This is a genomic window from Rahnella ecdela, assembly GCF_019049625.1.
GTDB lineage: Bacteria > Pseudomonadota > Gammaproteobacteria > Enterobacterales > Enterobacteriaceae > Rahnella > Rahnella ecdela.
This window is the reverse complement of record NZ_JAFMOY010000129.1, coordinates 213,576-233,883: the sequence shown is the minus strand read 5'-3', so window position 1 is coordinate 233,883 and position 20,308 is coordinate 213,576. Positions and strand designations below refer to the sequence as shown.

22 protein-coding genes and 1 tRNA gene are annotated in these 20,308 nt (G+C 51.1%); 9 read left to right on the top strand and 14 right to left on the bottom strand.

Translation table 11 applies throughout. From position 1 onward, the window contains the following. Positions 1-22: 22 nt before the first annotated feature. Positions 23-295 carry a helix-turn-helix domain-containing protein gene (locus tag J1784_RS16915; protein ID WP_217150192.1) on the top strand — a complete coding sequence of 91 codons (273 nt, stop codon included), beginning with the start codon at positions 23-25 and terminating at the stop codon, positions 293-295. Positions 296-320: 25 nt separating this feature from the next. On the opposite strand, the gene J1784_RS16910 is transcribed toward J1784_RS16915, so the two are convergent. From J1784_RS16910 to aspA, 8 genes are all read right to left on the bottom strand, one after another. Then, the gene (locus tag J1784_RS16910) at positions 321-875 is read right to left on the bottom strand and encodes a FidL-like protein (protein ID WP_217150191.1); all 555 of its coding nucleotides are present in this window, start codon (positions 873-875) and stop codon (positions 321-323) included. After that, positions 865-1,734 (bottom strand): winged helix-turn-helix domain-containing protein, encoded by an 870-nt coding sequence (locus J1784_RS16905; RefSeq protein WP_238485559.1) that lies wholly within the window; start codon positions 1,732-1,734, stop codon positions 865-867. The genes J1784_RS16910 and J1784_RS16905 overlap by 11 nt, the downstream gene beginning before the upstream one ends. A 260-nt stretch (positions 1,735-1,994) precedes the next feature. Then, the gene (locus J1784_RS16900; RefSeq protein ID WP_217150189.1) at positions 1,995-3,020 is read right to left on the bottom strand and encodes a S66 family peptidase; all 1,026 of its coding nucleotides are present in this window, start codon (positions 3,018-3,020) and stop codon (positions 1,995-1,997) included. 333 nt (positions 3,021-3,353) lie between these two features. Further along, positions 3,354-3,429: transfer RNA gene (locus J1784_RS16895), tRNA-Phe, on the bottom strand. A 129-nt stretch (positions 3,430-3,558) separates the two neighbouring features. Then, positions 3,559-4,134, bottom strand: a complete 576-nt coding sequence (gene dicD, locus J1784_RS16890) for a division control transcriptional repressor DicD (protein WP_217150188.1) — start codon at positions 4,132-4,134, stop codon at positions 3,559-3,561. A 43-nt stretch (positions 4,135-4,177) separates the two neighbouring features. Next, complete coding sequence (locus J1784_RS16885) at positions 4,178-5,908, bottom strand: protein-disulfide reductase DsbD (RefSeq protein ID WP_217150187.1); 1,731 nt, start codon at positions 5,906-5,908, stop codon at positions 4,178-4,180. Positions 5,909-6,113: 205 nt separating this feature from the next. Next, a complete protein-coding gene (locus J1784_RS16880; RefSeq protein WP_217150186.1) occupies positions 6,114-7,415 on the bottom strand; it encodes an anaerobic C4-dicarboxylate transporter in 1,302 nt (433 codons plus the stop codon). Positions 7,416-7,568: 153 nt separating this feature from the next. After that, positions 7,569-9,005, bottom strand: coding sequence for an aspartate ammonia-lyase (gene aspA / locus J1784_RS16875; protein WP_112289751.1), 1,437 nt, complete (start codon positions 9,003-9,005; stop codon positions 7,569-7,571). Positions 9,006-9,390: 385 nt separating this feature from the next. On the opposite strand from aspA, the gene J1784_RS16870 reads away from it, so the two are divergent. The 4 genes from J1784_RS16870 to J1784_RS16855 all read left to right on the top strand — a co-directional run bounded on the left by J1784_RS16870 (position 9,391) and on the right by J1784_RS16855 (position 12,738). After that, complete coding sequence (locus J1784_RS16870; RefSeq protein ID WP_217150185.1) at positions 9,391-9,882, top strand: FxsA family protein; 492 nt, start codon at positions 9,391-9,393, stop codon at positions 9,880-9,882. 217 nt (positions 9,883-10,099) lie between these two features. Next, positions 10,100-10,393, top strand: coding sequence for a co-chaperone GroES (locus tag J1784_RS16865; RefSeq protein ID WP_009636718.1), 294 nt, complete (start codon positions 10,100-10,102; stop codon positions 10,391-10,393). 52 nt (positions 10,394-10,445) lie between these two features. After that, positions 10,446-12,092: a chaperonin GroEL gene (groL, locus tag J1784_RS16860; RefSeq protein ID WP_120134208.1), complete on the top strand. Its 1,647-nt coding sequence runs from the start codon at positions 10,446-10,448 to the stop codon at positions 12,090-12,092. A gap of 301 nt (positions 12,093-12,393) precedes the next feature. Further along, positions 12,394-12,738 (top strand): DUF4156 domain-containing protein, encoded by a 345-nt coding sequence (locus tag J1784_RS16855; protein WP_120134227.1) that lies wholly within the window; start codon positions 12,394-12,396, stop codon positions 12,736-12,738. A gap of 97 nt (positions 12,739-12,835) precedes the next feature. Here J1784_RS16855 and epmB read toward each other — a convergent pair whose 3' ends face one another. Continuing rightward, positions 12,836-13,864 (bottom strand): EF-P beta-lysylation protein EpmB, encoded by a 1,029-nt coding sequence (gene epmB, locus J1784_RS16850; protein WP_217150184.1) that lies wholly within the window; start codon positions 13,862-13,864, stop codon positions 12,836-12,838. A gap of 37 nt (positions 13,865-13,901) precedes the next feature. Between epmB and efp the strand changes: the two genes are divergently transcribed. The 3 genes from efp (at position 13,902) to J1784_RS16835 (ending at position 14,944) form a co-directional block, all read left to right on the top strand. Continuing rightward, complete coding sequence (gene efp, locus J1784_RS16845; protein ID WP_101078258.1) at positions 13,902-14,468, top strand: elongation factor P; 567 nt, start codon at positions 13,902-13,904, stop codon at positions 14,466-14,468. A 94-nt stretch (positions 14,469-14,562) separates the two neighbouring features. Continuing rightward, positions 14,563-14,691, top strand: coding sequence for an entericidin A/B family lipoprotein (locus J1784_RS16840; RefSeq protein ID WP_013573743.1), 129 nt, complete (start codon positions 14,563-14,565; stop codon positions 14,689-14,691). A gap of 118 nt (positions 14,692-14,809) precedes the next feature. After that, positions 14,810-14,944 (top strand): entericidin A/B family lipoprotein, encoded by a 135-nt coding sequence (locus tag J1784_RS16835; protein ID WP_120134205.1) that lies wholly within the window; start codon positions 14,810-14,812, stop codon positions 14,942-14,944. Positions 14,945-15,026: 82 nt separating this feature from the next. Here the strand turns inward: J1784_RS16835 and blc are convergent, their stop codons facing one another. The 5 genes from blc to frdA all read right to left on the bottom strand — a co-directional run bounded on the left by blc (position 15,027) and on the right by frdA (position 18,992). Next, positions 15,027-15,551 carry an outer membrane lipoprotein Blc gene (gene blc, locus J1784_RS16830; protein WP_217150183.1) on the bottom strand — a complete coding sequence of 175 codons (525 nt, stop codon included), beginning with the start codon at positions 15,549-15,551 and terminating at the stop codon, positions 15,027-15,029. 123 nt (positions 15,552-15,674) lie between these two features. Next, positions 15,675-16,034: a fumarate reductase subunit FrdD gene (gene frdD / locus J1784_RS16825; RefSeq protein ID WP_217150182.1), complete on the bottom strand. Its 360-nt coding sequence runs from the start codon at positions 16,032-16,034 to the stop codon at positions 15,675-15,677. A 9-nt stretch (positions 16,035-16,043) separates the two neighbouring features. Continuing rightward, positions 16,044-16,454, bottom strand: coding sequence for a fumarate reductase subunit FrdC (gene frdC, locus J1784_RS16820; protein WP_217150181.1), 411 nt, complete (start codon positions 16,452-16,454; stop codon positions 16,044-16,046). Between the two features lie 11 nt (positions 16,455-16,465). Beyond that, the gene (locus tag J1784_RS16815; RefSeq protein WP_238485574.1) at positions 16,466-17,191 is read right to left on the bottom strand and encodes a succinate dehydrogenase/fumarate reductase iron-sulfur subunit; all 726 of its coding nucleotides are present in this window, start codon (positions 17,189-17,191) and stop codon (positions 16,466-16,468) included. A 1-nt stretch (position 17,192) separates the two neighbouring features. Then, positions 17,193-18,992, bottom strand: coding sequence for a fumarate reductase (quinol) flavoprotein subunit (gene frdA, locus J1784_RS16810; RefSeq protein WP_217150179.1), 1,800 nt, complete (start codon positions 18,990-18,992; stop codon positions 17,193-17,195). Between the two features lie 283 nt (positions 18,993-19,275). On the opposite strand from frdA, the gene epmA reads away from it, so the two are divergent. Beyond that, on the top strand, positions 19,276-20,253 hold the full coding sequence (gene epmA, locus J1784_RS16805) for an elongation factor P--(R)-beta-lysine ligase (protein ID WP_217150178.1): 978 nt from the start codon (positions 19,276-19,278) through the stop codon (positions 20,251-20,253). The last annotated feature ends 55 nt before the right edge of the window (positions 20,254-20,308 follow it).

Sequence of the window (20,308 nt, the reverse complement as noted above, 5' to 3'; positions counted from 1 at the left end):
CGCAAAGATAAGGGAGAACGATATGCTAAGAACGGCAAAATTGCGGGCTCAGGCGCTGGAGGAACCCGTTTACTCAGCACAGGCACCGGAACTTATCGCAGAAACGCACATTCACGCCCTGTTGCAAACCCTGCGTGAGGATGCCGGATTGAGTAAAACTGAACTGGCCAGACGGCTCGGGATCACGCCACCGGCAATCACCCGGCTCGAGAAACGGCCAGCTCAGGCAAGCTTTAGTACTTTGTCTCGTTATGCACAAGCTTGCGGTTATCACTTGTATCTCTACTATAAATAAGCGGTCTGCATCCATTCTGCTGTTTTTAAAAAGTTTTTTTGAAAACACATAAAGCAAATGGAGACTGATTATTTTCTATCAGCATGGTGTTGTTGTCGTATTTCTTCAACACCATCGTATCGGTATGCCCGGCCAGAAAAAAACTGTTTATCAGTAAAAGAGACGAAATACCCCAGTCCATATTGTCAATGCTATCGATGTTTATCTGGCTACTGGTCATTGAATAGGTATCGGTCATTTTGCTCTCCTGCACATAGTCATAATAGATATTCCTCAGCAACGTTTTTCTGTTTATCTGTTTCCCTTCCTGATCGTATAAATATGCAGTTCCACTGAGTGAAACTAAAATTTTCCGATTATCAAGAAAATCAAAGTACAAGGACGCCACCATTTTTGCTTTATGATGATCATATTGTGCTTCTACTATCATATTTCCACGACAGGGGGTATTAACCGGGAACTCATGTTTATCGTTTCTCAGGAATATGCCATATAAGACTAACAGCAATGCAGTGATAGGAAGTAACGTGAAAAAAAGGGTCTTCTTACCCGGACAGGTAAAGTTTCTATCACTGATCATGCGTGGTCCTGTCATTTATATAATAACTTATGCAAATGCTGGTTTTATGATTGTCATCGATGCTGCATTGTGCAAGAAACTCCCTTGCTGAACCGGTGTTAATTGGCGAAGAATAAACCTCACTTTGAAATATCAGAATATTTCCTGGTTTACATGAAATATTGTTCTTTTGAAGAAGATCTTCTGCCAGTTGAATAAAGTGGCTCATGTGCGACTGGGAGACAGGTGCCGTAGCATACAAGCTACAGGATCCGATTTTAGCAATTTCCAGATTGGCTTTCTGATCGCTCATATCATTGTAAAAAATGAAAAATGCCCAAACTGTCAGTGCCATTGTGACTAACATGCTCATCATAAAATAATGCTGATTTTTTAGCTTCAGGGTTTCGGGTTCCGTCGCATTTTGCTGCGGGTCAACCGAATGATTAATTATTTCATCAGAGGGGGTTTCGGTCAGAATAATCTCCGGTTCATTGGCTATTTCATCACTATTTTCTACTGACGCCTGAGTTTCCATCTTATTGGCACAGGCCTCGATAACGATTTCCTTTCGGATGATAAAACCGACTTTTGGGACAGTAACGATAAAATCATTCTGATAGCCCAGCGTTGAGACGACTTTACGTAATTTGCTGATGCAATGGTTGAGGTTATTATTGCTAGCGTTCAGGCCGTAGTCATCCCATACTTTTTTAAAGAATGTTTCACGCTGGACGACAACGCCTTGTTGTTCAATTAACAATAATAATATTCTCCGCGCAGGATTTGAGACGGCGATCTTACTTTCATGATCACTCAGTAATGAAAGCGAGTTTTCCTCCGGATTGAACACTATTTGATTTTCAATCAGATAAACCATGGGCATTCCACTCCTCCCTGTATAGAATATTCGGTCATTTCCGCTGCATCAGTTAATTAGTACAGTGCTGCTTTACGGGTCTTTTATCTTTATATACTGCTTCACAGAGGGCAGTTAGTATAAACCCTTCTATTTTAAAAACAGATTTCTGTAGTAAATGTTTACAGAGCAGTTGCTTGAAATGTAAATGACCAGGGGATGAAACATGGAAAGGATATAAATCACGTACGGAATTTTAGTAGTACGTGATTTTCGGAGTATCAGCGCAGGTATTGGCCGGTGATGTCGATATGCTGGCGATCAAAGTCGACAATAATATCAGTGCCCAGAGGGAGCGTTAACATCGGATGGGTGTGGCAACAGTCGAAGCCATCAACCAGAGGGATTTCCTGCCCGTTCAGAACTTCCAGCAGAACATCCACCGGCTGTCTGCCTGTACCAGCGTTATCAAACAGTTCGTGTTTTCCGAGCAGAATGGCGCTCACCCGGTCGAAAATCCCGTTGAGCTTCAGCATTGCGAATGAACGTTCAACGGTGGCGATGTCCTTGAGGCTGTCTTCGATAAATAAAATATCGCCCTGACGGATTTCCGGCATATAAGGGCTGCCCCAGATGCCTGACATCGTATTCAGATTACCGCCGATGACACGCCCTTCAACGCTCCCCTTGCCGAGAAAACGGCAGGTGTTGGCATACATGTTTTTCATTCTGACTGGCGTGACATCATTCCAGTTGAGCTTTTCGTCAGTCCAGTGTGCAGGAAGAGAATAACGGTAAGGCTCGCTGTGGCGCGTCATCAGGATGTCGGCAAAAGAGTCCCATGTTTCATCAACCAGCGGCGGAAACTCGCCGAATGAGGCCACAAGCGCCGGACCGTAAAAAGTGATCAATCCGGTTTGTGCATAAATCCCGGCCAGTAATGCTGTCGTGTCGGAATACCCGATAATGATTTTCGGATCGGCGCGCAGCGCCTCGTAATCCAGATAAGGCAGAAGGGAGTTGCTGTTGTTGCCGCCAATCGTCGACATCACGCAGCGCACCTGCGGGTCGCGGATCAGCTGATTGAATTCTTCCGCTCTGGCAGCAACAGAACCTGAGCGGTAATGATCAGAATGCCCCGTCAGTGACCCTGCTTTCAGCACAAACCCTTTATCCTCGAGGAATTTCTTTCCACGAGAAAAACGCTCAGGTGCCGTTGCGGTAGCGGGTGACGACGCAGAGAAAAAACCAATCGTATCTCCGGTTTTCAACGTAGAAGCTAGCAGCGAAGTTGTGGACGAAGGCACTTTATATCCTATAAATTTGCTCAATGTTCAACCTGCAATGTATCAGCTCAAGTGCAGGTTTAATATGAGTTTATAGAGGGATAATAGTGGGGGATTTGACAGAAGCACAGGGGAGTATTGAGGATGACGTTTCGCAGAAAGCAAAAAACCCGCCATAGGCGGGTTCTTCTAAATATGGTGCCCGGACTCGGACTAACGCCGCAGGCGTTTGAACAACGGCTTTGCCGTTGGCCCGAAGGGCGAGCCTGCTAAGGCGAGTCATCGAACGAAGTTCGATGGAGAGTCCGAATAGCAAAAAGCAAAAAACCCGCCATAGGCGGGTTCTTCTAAATATGGTGCCCGGACTCGGAATCGAACCAAGGACACAGGGATTTTCAATCCCTTGCTCTACCGACTGAGCTATCCGGGCAACGGGGCGCATTAAACCGTATTGGGCATGTGCCGTCAACGGCTTTGTCATCTAAAACACATAAAACGCGTTTGTTTGCTGCCTTTTCATTCAAAAACGAGAAATCCACTGGTCTGAAGACCGGAGAGGTCAGGAAAGTGCGCCATGTTCCCGGCAACGGGCTACGTTCAAAACATCCTCTGCCAGACGGCGGGCGACTTCAACATCGTTCAGCTGGCGCTTAACCAGCAATTTACTCAGGCAGCCTTCCAGGATCAGTTCCATCTGCTGGGCGACCATTTCCGCGTCATCCGACCCCATTTCCTGCAAAAGCGACAGCGTGTAGTCGTAGGATGCCATTTTCTGCTGCTGTGCCAGCTGATGAATCGGCATATCGCTGTCAGGGAAAAACGTACAGGCAGCGATAAACAGGCAGCCCGGATAGCGTTGCTGGCGCACCTGCTCATCCAGCACTTTGTACCGCGCCAGCAATTTTTGCGGCGCAGAAAGAGATTCATCGAGCATCAGCTGACGGCGCCAGATATCAATCTGCTCGCCATGATAACGCAGGCTGTCATAAAGCAGAGCTTCGGCATCCGGCCAGAAACGCCGTAATTCGTTAAGCGGAATATCCACCAGTTCGGCGACAGTTTCCAGTGACAGTGTTGCAAGGCCACGTTGTTCCAAGAGATTAAGGGTTTTATCGAGAACTTGTTCACGTAGCACGTTTGCCTCCTCACAATTCGCGTACTTCAAAAGGTAGTGTCGTTTAAGGGCGGGTTTTCTGCAAATGTGCGCTGAATTCCTGCGCATCCATAAACCCGGTTACCCGCGACTGCGGCAACTCATGCCCATCTGGCCCGAAGAACAAAATTGTCGGCAGGCCCAGCACCTTCAGCCGTTCTAATAATGCTTTCTGCTCCGGCGAGTTTTGGGTGACATCAGCCTGTAGCAGCAACGTATTGGCCAGTTCATTCTGCACTTCTGGCGCAGAGAAGGTATATTTTTCGAACTCTTTACACGCCACGCACCAGTCGGCGTACAGATCCAGCATTATGCGTTTGCCTTGTGCGCCTTGCAGGGCGGCGTTCAGCTCATCGACATTATGAATTTTCTGGAAATTCAGCACGTGCTGCGGCGCACTCGCGTTCCCAGCTGGCGTAAATGCCCAGTCCTGCAACGGACGGCTGACAATCAGTGCTGCAGCAAGGAAGACTAACTGCAACACCCGCACCAACCCTCGCTGGCTTTTCAGGCTCAGTGCCAGCGCCCAGCCGAAGAAAGCAACGCCGAGCAGACTCCACAAGCGCAGTCCCCAGATATCGCCAGTCACACGTTCGAGCAGAAAAACCGGCAGCGCCAGTATCACAAAGCCAAAACCCTCTTTGACGTACTGCATCCACGGCCCGCTGCGTGGCAGCAGTTTGTTGCCAAACATTGTGACGATAATCAGCGGAATGCCCATTCCTAAAGCGTAAAGATACAGTGTTCCGGCACCCGCCAGCAGATTGTCACTCTGGGCGATATACAACAGGATCGCGCTGAGCGGCGCGGTGGTGCAGGGCGAACAAATCAGTCCGGCCAGCGCGCCCATAATAAAGACGCCCGGCAGTGAACCGCCTTTTTGTTCATTGCTCCACAAGGCCAGACGGGTCTGCATCGAAGAAGGTAGTTGAAGGCTAAACGTGCCAAACATCGATAGCGCAAGTGCAATGAACATCACCGAAAGAACGATCAGCACCCACGGACTTTGCAGCGCCGCCTGAAACTGCAGGCCTGCTGCGGCGACAATCATACCGAGCAGCGTGTAAGTCAGCGCCATACCCTGTACGTAAACCAGAGCCAGCAGAAAAATACGCTTCATGCTGTGAGGGCGCTGGCGCCCGAGAATGATGCCGGAAATCAGCGGATACATCGGCAATACGCAGGGCGTAAAGGCAATTCCGATGCCAATCAGCAACGCCCACAGCGGAGAGAACGGCAACGGGGGGGAATGTGTTTCAGGCGTCGCGATAACCGGTGCGGTCTGTGTTGCTGGCGTGCTGATACTCGCCGGTTCAGTCACGGCACTCAGCGGTACTTCGCGGGTTTCAGGCGGATAGCAGAATCCTGCGGCGGCACATCCCTGATAAGTAACCCGGACGGTCGCATCGGCGCTGGCCTGACGTATCGGAATCACAATATTTAGCGCATTTTCATAAACTTCGCTGTTACCGAAAAACTCGTCGTGATGATCGCGTCCCTTCGGCAAAAGGAATGCCGCGAGCTGTGCATTCTTCGGTTCCAGCTCAATTTTGCTGCGGTAAAGATAATAGCCGTCGCGGATTTGCCAGCTGAGTTTGAGGTCATGACCTTTCTGCTGGAAATCAAAACTGAAAGCCTGATCGACGGGCACAAACTGCGATGCCGCAGGTTTTCCAAATAGCGAAGCATCAGCGTGCAGCGGCAGTAAACACAGGCTGCAAAGCAGGAAGAAAATTCGAAGAATGCGGTGATCCATGCGGAGTAAAATTCTCTTTGTCGCGGCGGGAGTTCAGCCACTGAGTGATTCGACAGAAGATGCGGACGGCTTCATGCCGCAGCGCGTTAATGAAATGTGAGTATACCCCGCACAATCGGTGAGCAGAAAGCCCCGCCGGTGCTGAACGTGGTCTGGCGAAAGGAAAATGCAGAAATAACGGGGGCCGGAGCCCCCGGAAAAACTGTCAGAGAATAATACTACCCAGACCAAATCCGAAAAGCACCGACAGGAACACGCCGATGGTGCCCGGAATAAAGAACGGATGATTGAACACGAACCGTCCGATGCGCGTGGTGCCGGTGTCATCCATCTGTACGGCGGCGACCAATGTCGGATACGTCGGCAGAATGAATAAACCAGAAACAGCGGCAAAAGAGCCCACTGCGGTCAGTGGCGAAACGCTCAGCGCCAGTGCCATCGGTAACAGCGCTTTGGTGGTCGCCGCCTGCGAATACAACAGCGCAGAGCTGAAGAAGAAAATCAGCGCCAGCAGCCACGGATGCGCCTGAATAAGTGAGCCCGCCGTTTCTTTGATCCAGCCGAGATTGGCTTGTACAAAAGTGTCACCCAGCCAGGCCACGCCGAGGATACAAATACAGGCACTCATACCTGATTTAAACGTGCTGGAGGTGAGAATAGCGTCAGTATCAATGCTGCATAACAACGTAATAAGCGTGGCGACGCTGAGCATGATAATCAGAATGGCGCTGTTGGTGGTCATCACCGGTTGTGCGACCCAGCCTAGGCTCGGACTGTTTATCACCGCGTATCCGACCACGCCCATAACACCGAGCAGGAATAGCAATACCGAGAATTTTGCGCCAGGTTTGATTTCCATGACTTTATCGCCACGCAGCTCAATCAGCCCTTCTTCATAACGTTTCAGATAAACCGGATCGTTGGAAAGTTTGGAGTCAAAACACCAGCTGACAATCAGCGACATCACGATGACCGCCGCCAGCGTCGAGGGGATCATGACCATCAGCAGATGCAGATAACTTACTCCGTGATCTTCCATCGTTGACGCCATATAAACGACGGCCGCAGAAATAGGAGACGCGGTAATCGCAATTTGTGCCGCGACCACGGCGGTTGAAAGCGGGCGGCAGGGTTTGATTCCCTGTTCTTTTGCCACCTCTGAAATCACCGGCAGAGCGGAAAGCGAGATGTTGCCGGTACCGGCCATGATCGTCAGGAAATAAGTCACAATCGGCGCGAGGATAGTAATGTGCTTGGGATTGCGGCGCAGCAGCTTTTCGGTTTGCTGCACCAGATAATCCATCCCGCCCGCGACCTGCATGGTCGAGATAGCGGCGATCACCGCCATGATGATGGAGATAACATCAAAAGGAATAGTGCCCGGTTTGACGCCGACCAGCGCCAGCACCAGTACGCCCAGCCCGCCGGCAAAGCCGATGCCGATACCGCCCAGACGCGCGCCGAGGAAAATCGCTGCCAGTACAATAACAAGTTCGATGATTAGCATGGTTGTCCGTCCATAATCCTGATGCTCCTTAAGGGATTGATAATTAATAAGGAATTGATAATTAATTGTTATGTATTTGTTGTGTCGCAAAAAGTAAAAAGGCCCGTTATTCCGCAGAACAACGAGCCTTTAAAAGGTCAGTGATTTAATCTGTTACTGTTCATTTTCATCAGTATAGCGTTTCGCTTTGTAGGCCGGATGCTTCAGGTTCTCGATAGAGAAAATGTCGTCCAGTTCGGCTTCTGTCAGAAGTCCGCGCTCAAGCACCACTTCTCTGACGCTCTTACCGGTTTCCGCACAAATTTTCCCGACGATATCGCCATTGTGGTGGCCGATGAACGGGTTGAGATAAGTGACGATACCAATAGAGTTAAAGACGTAGAACTCGCACACTTCTTTGTTGGCCGTAATGCCGTTGATGCATTTTTCCAGCAAGTTGTAGCAGGCGTTAGTCAGGATATGCACTGACTCAAACATTGCCTGACCAATCACCGGTTCCATCACGTTCAGCTGTAACTGACCGGCTTCAGCCGCCATGGTCACGCACACGTCGTTACCGATGACTTTGAAGCACACCTGGTTCACCACTTCCGGGATAACCGGGTTAACTTTGGCTGGCATGATTGAAGAACCCGCCTGCAATTCCGGCAGATTGATTTCGTTCAGACCAGCGCGCGGGCCGGAAGAGAGCAGGCGCAGGTCATTACAGATTTTAGAAAGCTTCACCGCCAGACGTTTCAGCGAGCTGTGAACCATCACGTATGCGCCACAGTCGGACGTCGCTTCGATCAGATCTTCTGCCGGTACGCAGGCCAGATTGCTGACTTCCGCCAGTTTCTCTACCGCCAACTGCTGATAACCTTCCGGTGTGTTCAGACGAGTACCGATCGCCGTCGCGCCGAGGTTCACTTCCAGCAGTAACTCGCCGGTGCGCATCAGGTTGCGGGTTTCTTCTTTGAGCAGCACGTTAAATGCGTGGAATTCCTGACCGAGTGTCATCGGAACCGCATCCTGCAACTGCGTGCGTCCCATTTTGATGATGTTTTCGAACTCTACCGCTTTACGCTCGAAACCGTCACCCAGCTGGGAAATCGCATCTACCAGTTTCAGCAAAGAGGTGTACACGGCGATACGGAAACCGGTCGGATAGGCGTCATTGGTGGACTGACATTTGTTCAGGTGATCGTTTGGATTCAGGAACTGGTAATCGCCTTTCTGGTGCCCCATCAGTTCCAGACCGATGTTCGCCAGCACTTCATTCGTGTTCATATTTACCGAGGTTCCCGCGCCGCCCTGATAGACGTCGATAGGGAACTGGTCCATGCACTTACCTTTATCAAGCACTTCGTCGCACGCCTGAATAATGATATCCGCAATATGGCGCGGGATGGTGCGCAGTTCTTTGTTGGCCAGGGCCGCTGCTTTTTTCACCATTACCATGCCACGAACAAACTCAGGGACATCGCTGATCTTGGTGTTGCTGATATAGAAGTTTTCAATCGCCCGCAGGGTATGAATGCCGTAATAAGCTTCTGCCGGTACTTCGCGCGTGCCCAGCAGGTCTTCCTCGATACGAATGGTGTTTGACATGAGAACCTTCTCTTCGGTACTAAACGAGTTATGCGATGTTTAAAATTATGTTACTTGCCGTGGTAAATTTAAAACGATCGACCGTTGTTTCGGCAACGAAGGCGATCATATGCTGCTTCAGGCGAATTGCACGTACTAAGATCACTATCCTGCCCTATGACTGTGCATGTTTTTAGTATCTGTGAGAATTCTCACAATTCATTCAGTGGCTCAATTAAATCAGGCCTGACGCTTGAAATCACCGTGACGTAGCACCATCTCAGTGTAGTCAGCCTGCATTTCTTTGAAAGTAAAGAACCTGAGCAGGCACTTATTCCTGGTTTCGATTGCCTCTGTGACAGCGTTTGGCGACAGAGTTTCGGAGCCTAATTACAAGGAGAATGCGGTGCGCTGGTTACCGTTATTACTGTTATTTCTGCTGGCCTACATTGAAATCACCTTATTTATCAAGGTGGCTGCGGTTGTCGGTGTTGCCACAACGTTATTGCTGGTGGTGTTCACTTCCTGCGTAGGTGTTTCTCTGGTGAAAAATCAGGGCATGAAAACCTTCATGCAGTTGCAACAAAAACTGGCTGTCGGTGAAAGTCCTGCGGCTGAAATGGTGAAAAGTGTTTCACTGGTGATTGCCGGATTCTTGCTGCTGGTGCCGGGGTTCTTTACTGATTTCCTCGGATTGCTGCTGCTGTTGCCGCCCATCCAGAAACGCCTGACGTTAAAACTGATGCCGCACCTGAACATTGTCCGCTCCGGCGGGAACTGGGGAAGCAGCGCGCCGACAGGAAATACCTTTGACGGCGAGTTTCAGCGTACGGATGAAAGGCAGGAGCGGCTGGTTTCACCAAAAAAAGATGACGACACAGAGCACCGCGATCGCTAATCTCTGTGGCCTTGATTGTTAAAAGATTGTTGGGAAGCGCTACGCAGGCTGATTTTTAGCGGCCAGAGTACCGAAAGAAAAAGCGAAAATTTTTCTGTTCTTCCCCTTGAAGGGCAAGGTATCGCCCCCATTAAACAAACCACGAGGCCAGGCAGGCATTTGCCTGGCATTCAACCCTAAAAAATAGAGTATGGACCCGCTCACAGGAGAGTTATCAATGAAAATTCGTCCATTGCATGACCGCGTTATCGTCAAGCGTAAAGAAGTAGAATCTAAATCCGCTGGCGGCATCGTTCTGACTGGCTCAGCTGCAGGTAAATCTACCCGTGGCGAAATCCTGGCTGTCGGCCATGGTCGCATTCTGGAAAACGGTGAAGTTAAAGCGCTGGACGTGAAAGTTGGCGACATCGTCATCTTTAACGACGGTTACGGCGTTAAAGCGGAGAAGATCGACAATGAAGAAGTGTTGATCATGTCTGAGAGCGACATTCTGGCAATCGTAGAAGCCTGATCGTCCCCGATCCACTTTTTTCTGAACAGAACGAATTTAAGGGAAATTAACAATGGCAGCTAAAGAAGTAAAATTCGGTAACGACGCCCGTGTGAAAATGCTGCGTGGCGTAAACATCCTTGCTGATGCAGTAAAAGTGACCCTGGGCCCTAAAGGCCGTAACGTGGTTTTGGACAAATCTTTCGGCGCACCAACCATTACTAAAGATGGCGTGTCCGTTGCGCGTGAAATCGAACTGGAAGACAAGTTCGAAAACATGGGCGCACAGATGGTGAAAGAAGTTGCGTCCAAAGCGAACGATGCAGCGGGTGACGGTACCACTACCGCAACCGTTCTGGCACAAGCCATCATCACCGAAGGCCTGAAAGCTGTTGCCGCCGGTATGAACCCGATGGATCTGAAACGTGGTATCGACAAAGCTGTCATCCACGCGGTTGAAGAACTGAAAAAATTATCAGTCCCTTGCTCTGACTCTAAAGCCATTGCACAGGTTGGTACCATCTCTGCTAACTCCGATGAAACTGTCGGTAAACTGATCGCAGAAGCGATGGAAAAAGTAGGCAAAGAAGGCGTCATCACTGTTGAAGAAGGCACTGGTCTGCAAGACGAGCTGGACGTTGTTGAAGGTATGCAGTTTGACCGCGGTTACCTGTCTCCTTACTTCATCAACAAACCAGAAACCGGTTCAATCGAACTGGAAAGCCCGTTCATTCTGCTGGCTGACAAAAAGATTTCTAACATCCGCGAAATGCTGCCAGTACTGGAAGCCGTTGCTAAAGCCGGTAAACCACTGCTGATCATTGCTGAAGACGTTGAAGGCGAAGCCCTGGCGACTCTGGTTGTGAACACCATGCGTGGCATCGTGAAAGTGGCTGCGGTTAAAGCACCTGGCTTCGGCGATCGTCGTAAAGCTATGTTGCAGGACATTGCAACTCTGACCGGTGGTACCGTTATCTCTGAAGAGATCGGTCTGGAACTGGAAAAAGCGACTCTGGAAGACATGGGTCAGGCTAAACGCGTTGTTATCAACAAAGACACCACCATCATCATCGATGGCGTTGGCGAAGAAGCAACTATTCAGGGCCGTGTTTCTCAGATCCGTCAGCAGATCGAAGAAGCGACTTCTGATTACGATCGCGAAAAACTGCAAGAGCGTGTGGCTAAACTGGCAGGCGGCGTAGCTGTTCTGAAAGTTGGCGCAGCGACTGAAGTTGAAATGAAAGAGAAGAAAGCTCGCGTTGAAGATGCCCTGCACGCAACCCGTGCTGCGGTAGAAGAAGGCGTGGTTGCTGGTGGTGGTGTTGCGCTGATCCGCGTTGCTCACACCCTGGCTAACCTGACCGGCGACAACGACGACCAGAACGTGGGTATCCGCGTTGCACTGCGCGCGATGGAATCTCCACTGCGTCAGATCGTTGTGAACGCAGGCGAAGAAGCTTCTGTTATCGCCAACAAAGTGAAAGCGGGCGAAGGCAGCTTCGGCTACAACGCTTATACCGAAGAATACGGCGACATGATCGCAATGGGTATCCTGGATCCAACTAAAGTGACCCGTTCTGCTCTGCAGTACGCGTCTTCTGTAGCTGGCCTGATGATCACCACTGAGTGCATGATCACCGACCTGCCTAAAGACGATAAAGTCGATATGGGCGGCGCTGGCGGTATGGGTGGAATGGGCGGCATGGGCGGCATGATGTAATCATCATCCCCCTGCGCTTATCCGCAGGTACGCCCGGTCGGCAGGCAGTTTTGCTGTCTGACTAAGCGTACTGAAGAAACCCGGTCTGAAAAGACCGGGTTTTTTTATTTGACCATTTTTTATCAGGTTCAGTAAGATAACTCTCATTGTCGCCGGCCTTTAACGTGTAGACTCATTTCTGCGTGGTTTTCGGATTTTTACCGATAGCGCAAACCTTGGGCGTACGTGGCAACGGATGCCTAAGAGAGCCAGGTGTTTTCTGATAGGCTTTGTGTGATTACAAAAACAAATGGGGAAAGTGATGCGGATTAAAATGTTACTGGGCCTGTCAGCTATCGCGCTGCTTGCCGGGTGCAGTACCACTCATCAACTGGATGCAGCGGGCCAGCAGGTGAAATTCACGGATGACAAACCAGGCGCAAATTGTCAGCTGCTTGGTGAAGTCACTGGTGCCCAAAGCAACTGGTTCTCCGGTACCGGCGGTGACGGCAGCTCCATGCGTGGTGCAGCCAATGACCTGCGTAACAAAGCGGCAGCGATGGGCGGCAACACCATTTATGGTGCAAACAGCCCGACACAGAACTTCCTGTCCAGTTTTGCACCCGTTGACAGCAAAATGGTCGGCCAGGTTTATAAGTGCCCATAATCGGGCTGCACGCCGTTTAATTGCGTGAATGCCAGATAGAATAAAGGGATGCCAATGGCATCCCTTTTTGCATGTATGCTGGGGGAAGAAGTATGTGTTAAGACTGCTTCAGCCGCAGATCCAAAATGGTTTTACTCGGCTCGCCGCCAATCTCGCGGGTGAGTTTCGGCACCATATATCCGGAAACTTTACTCATCAGCCCTTTCATGATGACGCGCGCTTCGTCGTCGTTCACCATGAAATGCGCCGCGCCCTGGACTTTATCCAGCACGTGGATGTAGTAAGGCAGAATACCGGTATCAAACAGCGCATTGCTCAGTATCGCCAGTACATCGGCGGAATCATTGACGCCGCGCAGCAGTACGCTCTGATTGAGCAGCGTCACGCCGTGGCGTTTCAGTTTCGCCATGCTGGCGCGTAGGGCATCATCAATCTCATTGGCGTGATTGATATGCGTCACCATCAGTACCTGAAGACGTGATTTTTCAAGGCGCTGGCAGAAGGTATCTGTGATACGTGCAGGAATAACCACCGGCAAACGGGTATGAATTCGCAGACGTTTAATGTGCGCGATGCCTTCAAGTTCACCGATCAGCCAGTCGAGTTCGTGATCTTTGGCCATTAGCGGATCGCCGCCGGAGAAAATAATTTCATCGAGTTCGGGGCGTGTGCGGATATAATCCAGCGCCTGAACCCAGTTGGCCTTATTTCCCTGGTTGTCCTGATACGGAAAATGACGGCGGAAACAGTAGCGGCAATTCACCGCACATCCGCCTTTCACCAGTAACAGGGCGCGATTGCTATACTTGTGCAACAGACCCGGAACAACGCTGCGTTGTTCATCAAGCGGGTCGGTGGTAAAGCCCGGTGCGGCGATAAATTCCTCGCGCGCGGTCAATACCTGAAGCAATAAAGGATCCTGTGGATCGCCCGGCTGCATACGTGCCACAAAGGCGCGGGGCACGCGAAGCGGGAACAAACGACGGGCTTCACGCCCACTTTCCAGTTCTGCATTGTCGTTAAGTGCCAGAAGAGTAAGCAGTTCATCCGGGTCAGTGATAACATCGCCGAGTTGATACAACCAATCTTCTCTAAATGGCGTGTTTAGGGTTACAATGTTTGCCATTTTTTGGCTAATACCAGTTTAAAATTAGAGGGCCATCATGGCGACTTATTCTAGCAACGATTTCCGTCCGGGTCTTAAAATCATGTTCGAGGGCGAGCCTTTCGCTATCGAAGACAGTGTATTTGTAAAACCAGGCAAAGGTCAGGCTTTTGCGCGCGTTAAAATGCGTCGTTTGCTGACCGGTTCCCGTGTAGAAAAAACCTTCAAATCTACCGACTCATGCGAAGGCGCTGACGTTGTAGATACCAACATGACTTACCTGTACAACGACGGTGAGTTCTACCACTTCATGCACCCTGAGACTTTCGAGCAGCACGGTGTTGAAGCTAAAACCGTTTCTGAAGCGTCAAAATGGCTGCAAGACAATGCCGAATGTATCGTGACTCTTTGGGATGGTCGTCCTATCGCTGTTCAGCCACCGAACTTCATCGAAGCAGAAGTTGTGGATACTGACCCGGGCCTGAAAGGTGATACCGCAGGTACTGGCGGCAAGCCAGCGACCCTGAGCACCGGCGCAGTCGTTAAAGTGCCATTGTTCGTGCAGATCGGCGAGATCGTCCGTTGTGACACCCGCTCTGGCGAATACGTTTCCCGCGTTAAATAAGTTTCAATACTTATTACGTCGGATGAAAGCTGCCGCAGGTGAAAGCCTGTCGCAGCTTTTCAGCCCCAACTAGTTGAATTGGATTGTGTTTACCATGTTGAAGAAGATGATGTTTATCGTAGTTTCAGTGATGTTGCTGGCTTCGTTATCCGGCTGCAACACGGTTCATGGTTTCGGTGAAGACATCCAGCATCTGGGTGGCGCGATTTCCAAAGCAGGCTGATCCCTTCAGCCTTGTTTTACCAACAGTCCTAAAATCCCGCCTGTTTCCTTCTGTATCCAGAAAGTTAGCTACACTTAAGGTGTCGTACTTTACATTCTCTTATAGGAAGGAAATTTATATGCTGAAGAAAAGTATCCTCGCTGTCTTGTCTGTTCTTATCCTGTCTTCTGCGTTAACTGCCTGCAACACCACGCGTGGCGTGGGTGAAGACGTATCTGCCGGCGGGCAAGCAATCCAGAAAAGCGCGCAATAACGGCGAATGACGTGAAGTAAGCTGAAGTCTGCCTGCACTTTGATGCAGGCAGTGTTGTTTCTGGGGGCCGGAAAAAAAGAAGTTAAGGCTGTTTCACCCACACCAGTTTACTGGTATCAAACCCGTATTGCTGCGCAGTTTGCAGAAGCTTCTGCTTCACGCCGTCATCCAGCGTCGGTGTACGCGACAGGATCCACAAATAGCTTTTATCCGGTCCGCAGACCAGCGCGTAGCGGTAATCCTTATCCAGTTCAATCACGTTATAGCCACCATAGAACGGGCCGAAGAATGATACCTTGAGTGCCGCTCTTGCGGGTGATCCAGTGAAGTAACCTTTGCCCTCGCTTTCCTGCCATTTGTTCTTCTGCGGATTAAACCCGCGGTTAATCACTTTCACACCGCCATCGTCACGCAGGCTGTAATTGGCCGTCACGCGCTCAAGTCCACTTTCAAAACTATGATCCAGTCTGGCGACTTCATACCATGTACCCAGATAGCGGGTAAGTTCGAAGTTATTGACGACTTTGACGTCGGCGGGTGGCGTGACGCTACAGGCAACGGACATGAGTGCCGTAAAGATAACGCTAAGTTTTGACCAGATGCGCATAAAGTTTCCTTCCTTAGGATTTTATCTAAGTGTAGGTAACAAAAAGGAAAAGGGGAAATGGGGGGAGCAGGAATGAAAACAGCGGCCAGAGAAATGGCCGCTGCAAAGTCCGATCTTTGAGGATCAGAGGCGGATCAGCACAATTAGAGTGACGATGCTTAAGATCGTCGCCAGTCCATAGAATACCCATTTTCCGGCAGGAACGTGGATCTTCAGGTCATGCATAGAGTGATGGATCCTGTGCAGTCCGCACCAGATGGGCAGCACGATCATCAGCAGCAGGAACAGGCGTCCGATCCAGCTCTGTGCAAACGCCAGCACGCGCGGATAGCTCAGTGCGTCGCCGGGGAAGAAACCCAGCGGCAGCAGGAAGCACACCAGCAGAATCATCACCGGCGCGAAAATCGCGCTCCACATACCGCCCGCACCAAACAATCCCCAGAATACCGGCTCGTCTGAACGTTTAGGAAGAGTATTTTTCATGTCGCCTCCTTAAAGAAACAGCGCGATGGCGAGAACAACCAGCGTCACGACGATGGTCACACCCCAGAAACCGGCTATCACCGGTTCCGGTCCCATTTTTTTACCTTTTACCACCACGATGGACGCTTTTGGCGCCAGTTCGAACCAGGTTTTGGTATGCAGCAGGGCCGCAAGCAAGGCTATCAGGTTAATCAGTATGACTATCGGGTTTTGCAGAAAATGTACAAAACCCGCCCAGCTTTCCGGCCCGTTACGTAACGAGAAAACTCCGGCCAGCAGCAAAATGCTGAACCAGACAGCCGGCACCGCTGTGCCTTCGCGCAGCATATAGAAACGGTAGAACGGTAAGCTCTTCCACCAGCTGGCTTTCATCTCACGCACATAGGGTTTACGTTTGCTGCCCGTACTTTGAGTCGTCATATTTTCCTCCCTCATTGCGGTCTCAGCCTCGCTATCATGAAGTCTTTGGAGCTTTCGACTTTACCTTGCTGAATGGCTGCGGCGGGGTCAACGTGCTTCGGACAGACTTCGGAGCAATAACCGACAAACGTACAGCTCCAGACCCCGTTCTGACCGTTTAACTGCGGCATACGTTGTGCCTTGCCGTGGTCACGGTTATCGAGGTTGTAGCGGTGCGCCAGCGTGATAGCGGCCGGGCCGATGAATTCCGGATTCAGGCCAAACTGCGGGCAGGCGGCGTAACACAAACCGCAGTTGATGCAGCCTGAGAACTGATGGTATTTCTCCATTTGTGCAGGCGTTTGTTTACCCGGCCCTTCTCCGACCGTGCGGGTATTGCCGATGATGTAAGGTTTGATAGCTTCCAGACTTTCGATAAAGTGGGTCATATCGACCACCAGGTCACGCTCAACCGGGAAGTTACCTAATGCCTCAATCTGCATACCTTCAGGATATTCCCGCAGGAAGGTTTTGCAGGCCAGCTTCGGCACCCGATTGACCATCATTCCGCACGAGCCACAAATTGCCATACGGCATGACCAGCGATAAGAAAGGTCAGCGGCCAGATGGTCTTTGATATAGCCCAGAGCATCGAGCAGAGACGTTGTTTCATCGAAAGGCACGTCATACACCACCGGATGCGGCGCGCTGTCCGTTTCCGGGTTATAGCGCATGATTTCAACCTTCAGGCTGCGCATTTTAGCCACGTGATTGCTCCTTATCTTTTTTATCGTGAGTCTCAGATTCCCCGCCGTAAACGCGTTTTGCCGGTGGCAGCGTGGTAATTTTCACGTCTCCGTATTCCAGACGCGGGGCGGAATCTGGCTGATAAAAGGCCAGAGTATGCTTGAGGAAATTCACGTCATCGCGTTCTGTACAGCCTTCATCGAGACGCTGGTGCGCGCCGCGTGATTCACGACGATTGATCGCGGAATGTGCCATACATTCGGCCACTTCCAGACCATGTCCCAGTTCGATGGTGTACAGAAGATCCGTATTGAAAACGCTGGAGGTATCCTGAATTTTCACCCGTTTGAAGCGTTCTTTCAGTTCGGCCAGCTTATCGATGGTTTTTTGCATCAGCTCAGTGGTGCGGTAAATCCCGCAGCCTTCTTCCATCGCCAGACCCATTTCGTCGCGGATGGCGGCCCAGCTTTCGTTGCCTTCCTGCGCCATGAGTGCGGCCAGACGGTTTTCGATATCACGCACCTGCGCGTCGAGTGCGGCGCTGTTTCCGGTGTCTTTAGTTTCGGCGGCGCGTTCTGCGGCTTTTTCACCGGCCATACGCCCGAACACGACCAGTTCTGCCAGCGAGTTGGAGCCCAGTCGGTTGGCGCCGTGCAGACCGACGGACGAACATTCACCGACCGCAAACAGTCCTTTGATGCGGGTTTCACACTGCGCATCCGTTTCGATACCACCCATGGTGTAGTGCGCGGTCGGGCGCACAGGGATCGGATCGGTAATCGGATCGACGCCGACGTAAGCTTTTGCCAGCTCACAAATGAACGGCAGACGTTCGCGCAGTTTCTTCTCGCCGAGATGACGTAGATCCAGATACACAACGTCGCCACGCGGCGTTGAGATGGTTCGGCCAGCACGCCATTCGTGCCAGAAGGCCTGAGAAACTTTGTCGCGCGGACCCAGCTCCATGTATTTATTTTTCGGCTCACCCAGCGGCGTTTCCGGTCCCATGCCGTAATCCTGCAAATAACGGTAACCGTCTTTATTAACCAGAATACCGCCTTCACCACGGCAGCCTTCTGTCATCAGAATGCCGGAACCCGGCAGGCCGGTAGGATGATATTGCACGAACTCCATATCACGCAGCGGAATGCCGTGACGGAACGCCATACCCATACCGTCACCAGTAACTATACCGCCGTTGGTGTTGTAGCGGTAAACGCGGCCTGCGCCGCCAGTGGCCATGACTACCGCGTTGGCACGGATTTGCACGTGTGTGCCTTCCATCATATTGATGGCGACCACGCCGCGCACCTGGCCTTCATCAACCAGAATGTCGAGAACGAAATGCTCGTCGAAGCGTTTGATTTGCGGGTATTTCAGTGAGGTCTGGAACAGCGTGTGCAGCATGTGGAAGCCGGTTTTATCCGCCGCAAACCACGTGCGTTCGATCTTCATTCCACCAAAGCGGCGGACATTGACTGAACCATCATCCTTACGGCTCCAGGGGCAACCCCACAGCTCAAGCTGGGCCATTTCAGTCGGGCATTGATGAACGAAATGATCTACCACGTCCTGCTCACACAGCCAGTCGCCTCCGGAAACGGTATCCTGGAAGTGAAAATCAAAGCTGTCGTGATCTTGCGTTACAGCGGCAGAACCGCCTTCGGCTGCCACGGTGTGACTGCGCATAGGGTACACTTTCGAAATCAACGCGATATTCAGGTTGGGATTGGCTTCCGCTGCGGCTATTGCTGCGCGTAAACCCGCCCCACCTGCACCTATAATTGCAATGTCGGCGTTAAAGGTTTGCACTGCATTCCTCCACTATCATCAATGAGATCGGGTTTGAAACACCCGCGAAAAGCTCTTCATAATCGAAGAGTTAGTGAACCCCGATGACATACAGGCGCTGTCCCGGCGGGTAATATTCTTATTATTTGTAAGGGAATTATCATACCAAAGGGGTAGGGGTGGTAATTTGATGTGATCGCGCATTTGGGCTTTATCTGCTTCACGCTTCGCAAAATGAGATATTTGTTTGCCTGCGGGGATGCGGGTAGACTGCATGACTTTTCTGAATTCGGAGTAAATCACCATGAGCGAAACAGCAAGCTGGCAACCCAGTGCTCCTGTCGCCAATTTGTTGAAGCGTGCGGCTATCCTCGCTGAGATTCGACGTTTCTTTGCCGATCGCGGCGTACTGGAAGTTGAAACTCCGGCAATGAGCCAGGCCACGGTGACCGACATTCATCTGGTGCCGTTCGAGACGCGTTTTGTCGGGCCGGGGGCGGCTGATGGCATGACGTTATATCTGATGACCAGCCCGGAATATCACATGAAACGTCTGCTGGCAGCAGGCAGCGGACCGATTTATCAGATGGGACGCAGTTTCCGTAATGAGGAAGCGGGCCGTCATCACAATCCTGAATTCACCATGCTCGAATGGTATCGTCCGCGTTATGACATGTACCGCCTGATGAATGAAGTGGATGATTTACTCCAGCAGGTCCTCGACTGCGATACAGCTGAAACGTTGTCTTATCAGCAGGCATTTACCCGCCATCTGAATGTAGACCCGTTATCTGCCGATAAAACCGAGCTGCGCGAAGCTGCGGCGAAACTGGATTTGTCCAATATCGCGGATACCGAAGAAGATCGCGATACGCTGTTGCAGTTGCTGTTTACCATGGGCGTTGAGCCGCATATCGGTCGCGATAAACCGACGTTCGTTTATCACTTCCCGGCGACCCAGGCGTCTCTGGCAGAAATCAGCACTGAAGATCACCGTGTCGCGGAACGTTTCGAGGTCTATTACAAAGGCATCGAGCTGGCGAACGGTTTCCGTGAGCTGACCGATAGCCGTGAGCAGCGTCAGCGTTTTGAGCAGGACAACCGTAAGCGTGCGGCGCGTGGCCTGCCGCAGCATCCTATCGATAACAATCTGCTGGATGCATTAGAACATGGTATGCCGGAGTGTTCGGGTGTGGCGCTGGGCGTTGACCGTCTGATTATGATTGCGCTGGGCGCTGCCAGCCTGAGCGATGTGCTGGCCTTCCCGGTCACACGCGCCTGATAAACGTTTAAGCCCTGATCTCAAGGTCAGGGCTCCCTCCTCAATATCCCTTTCA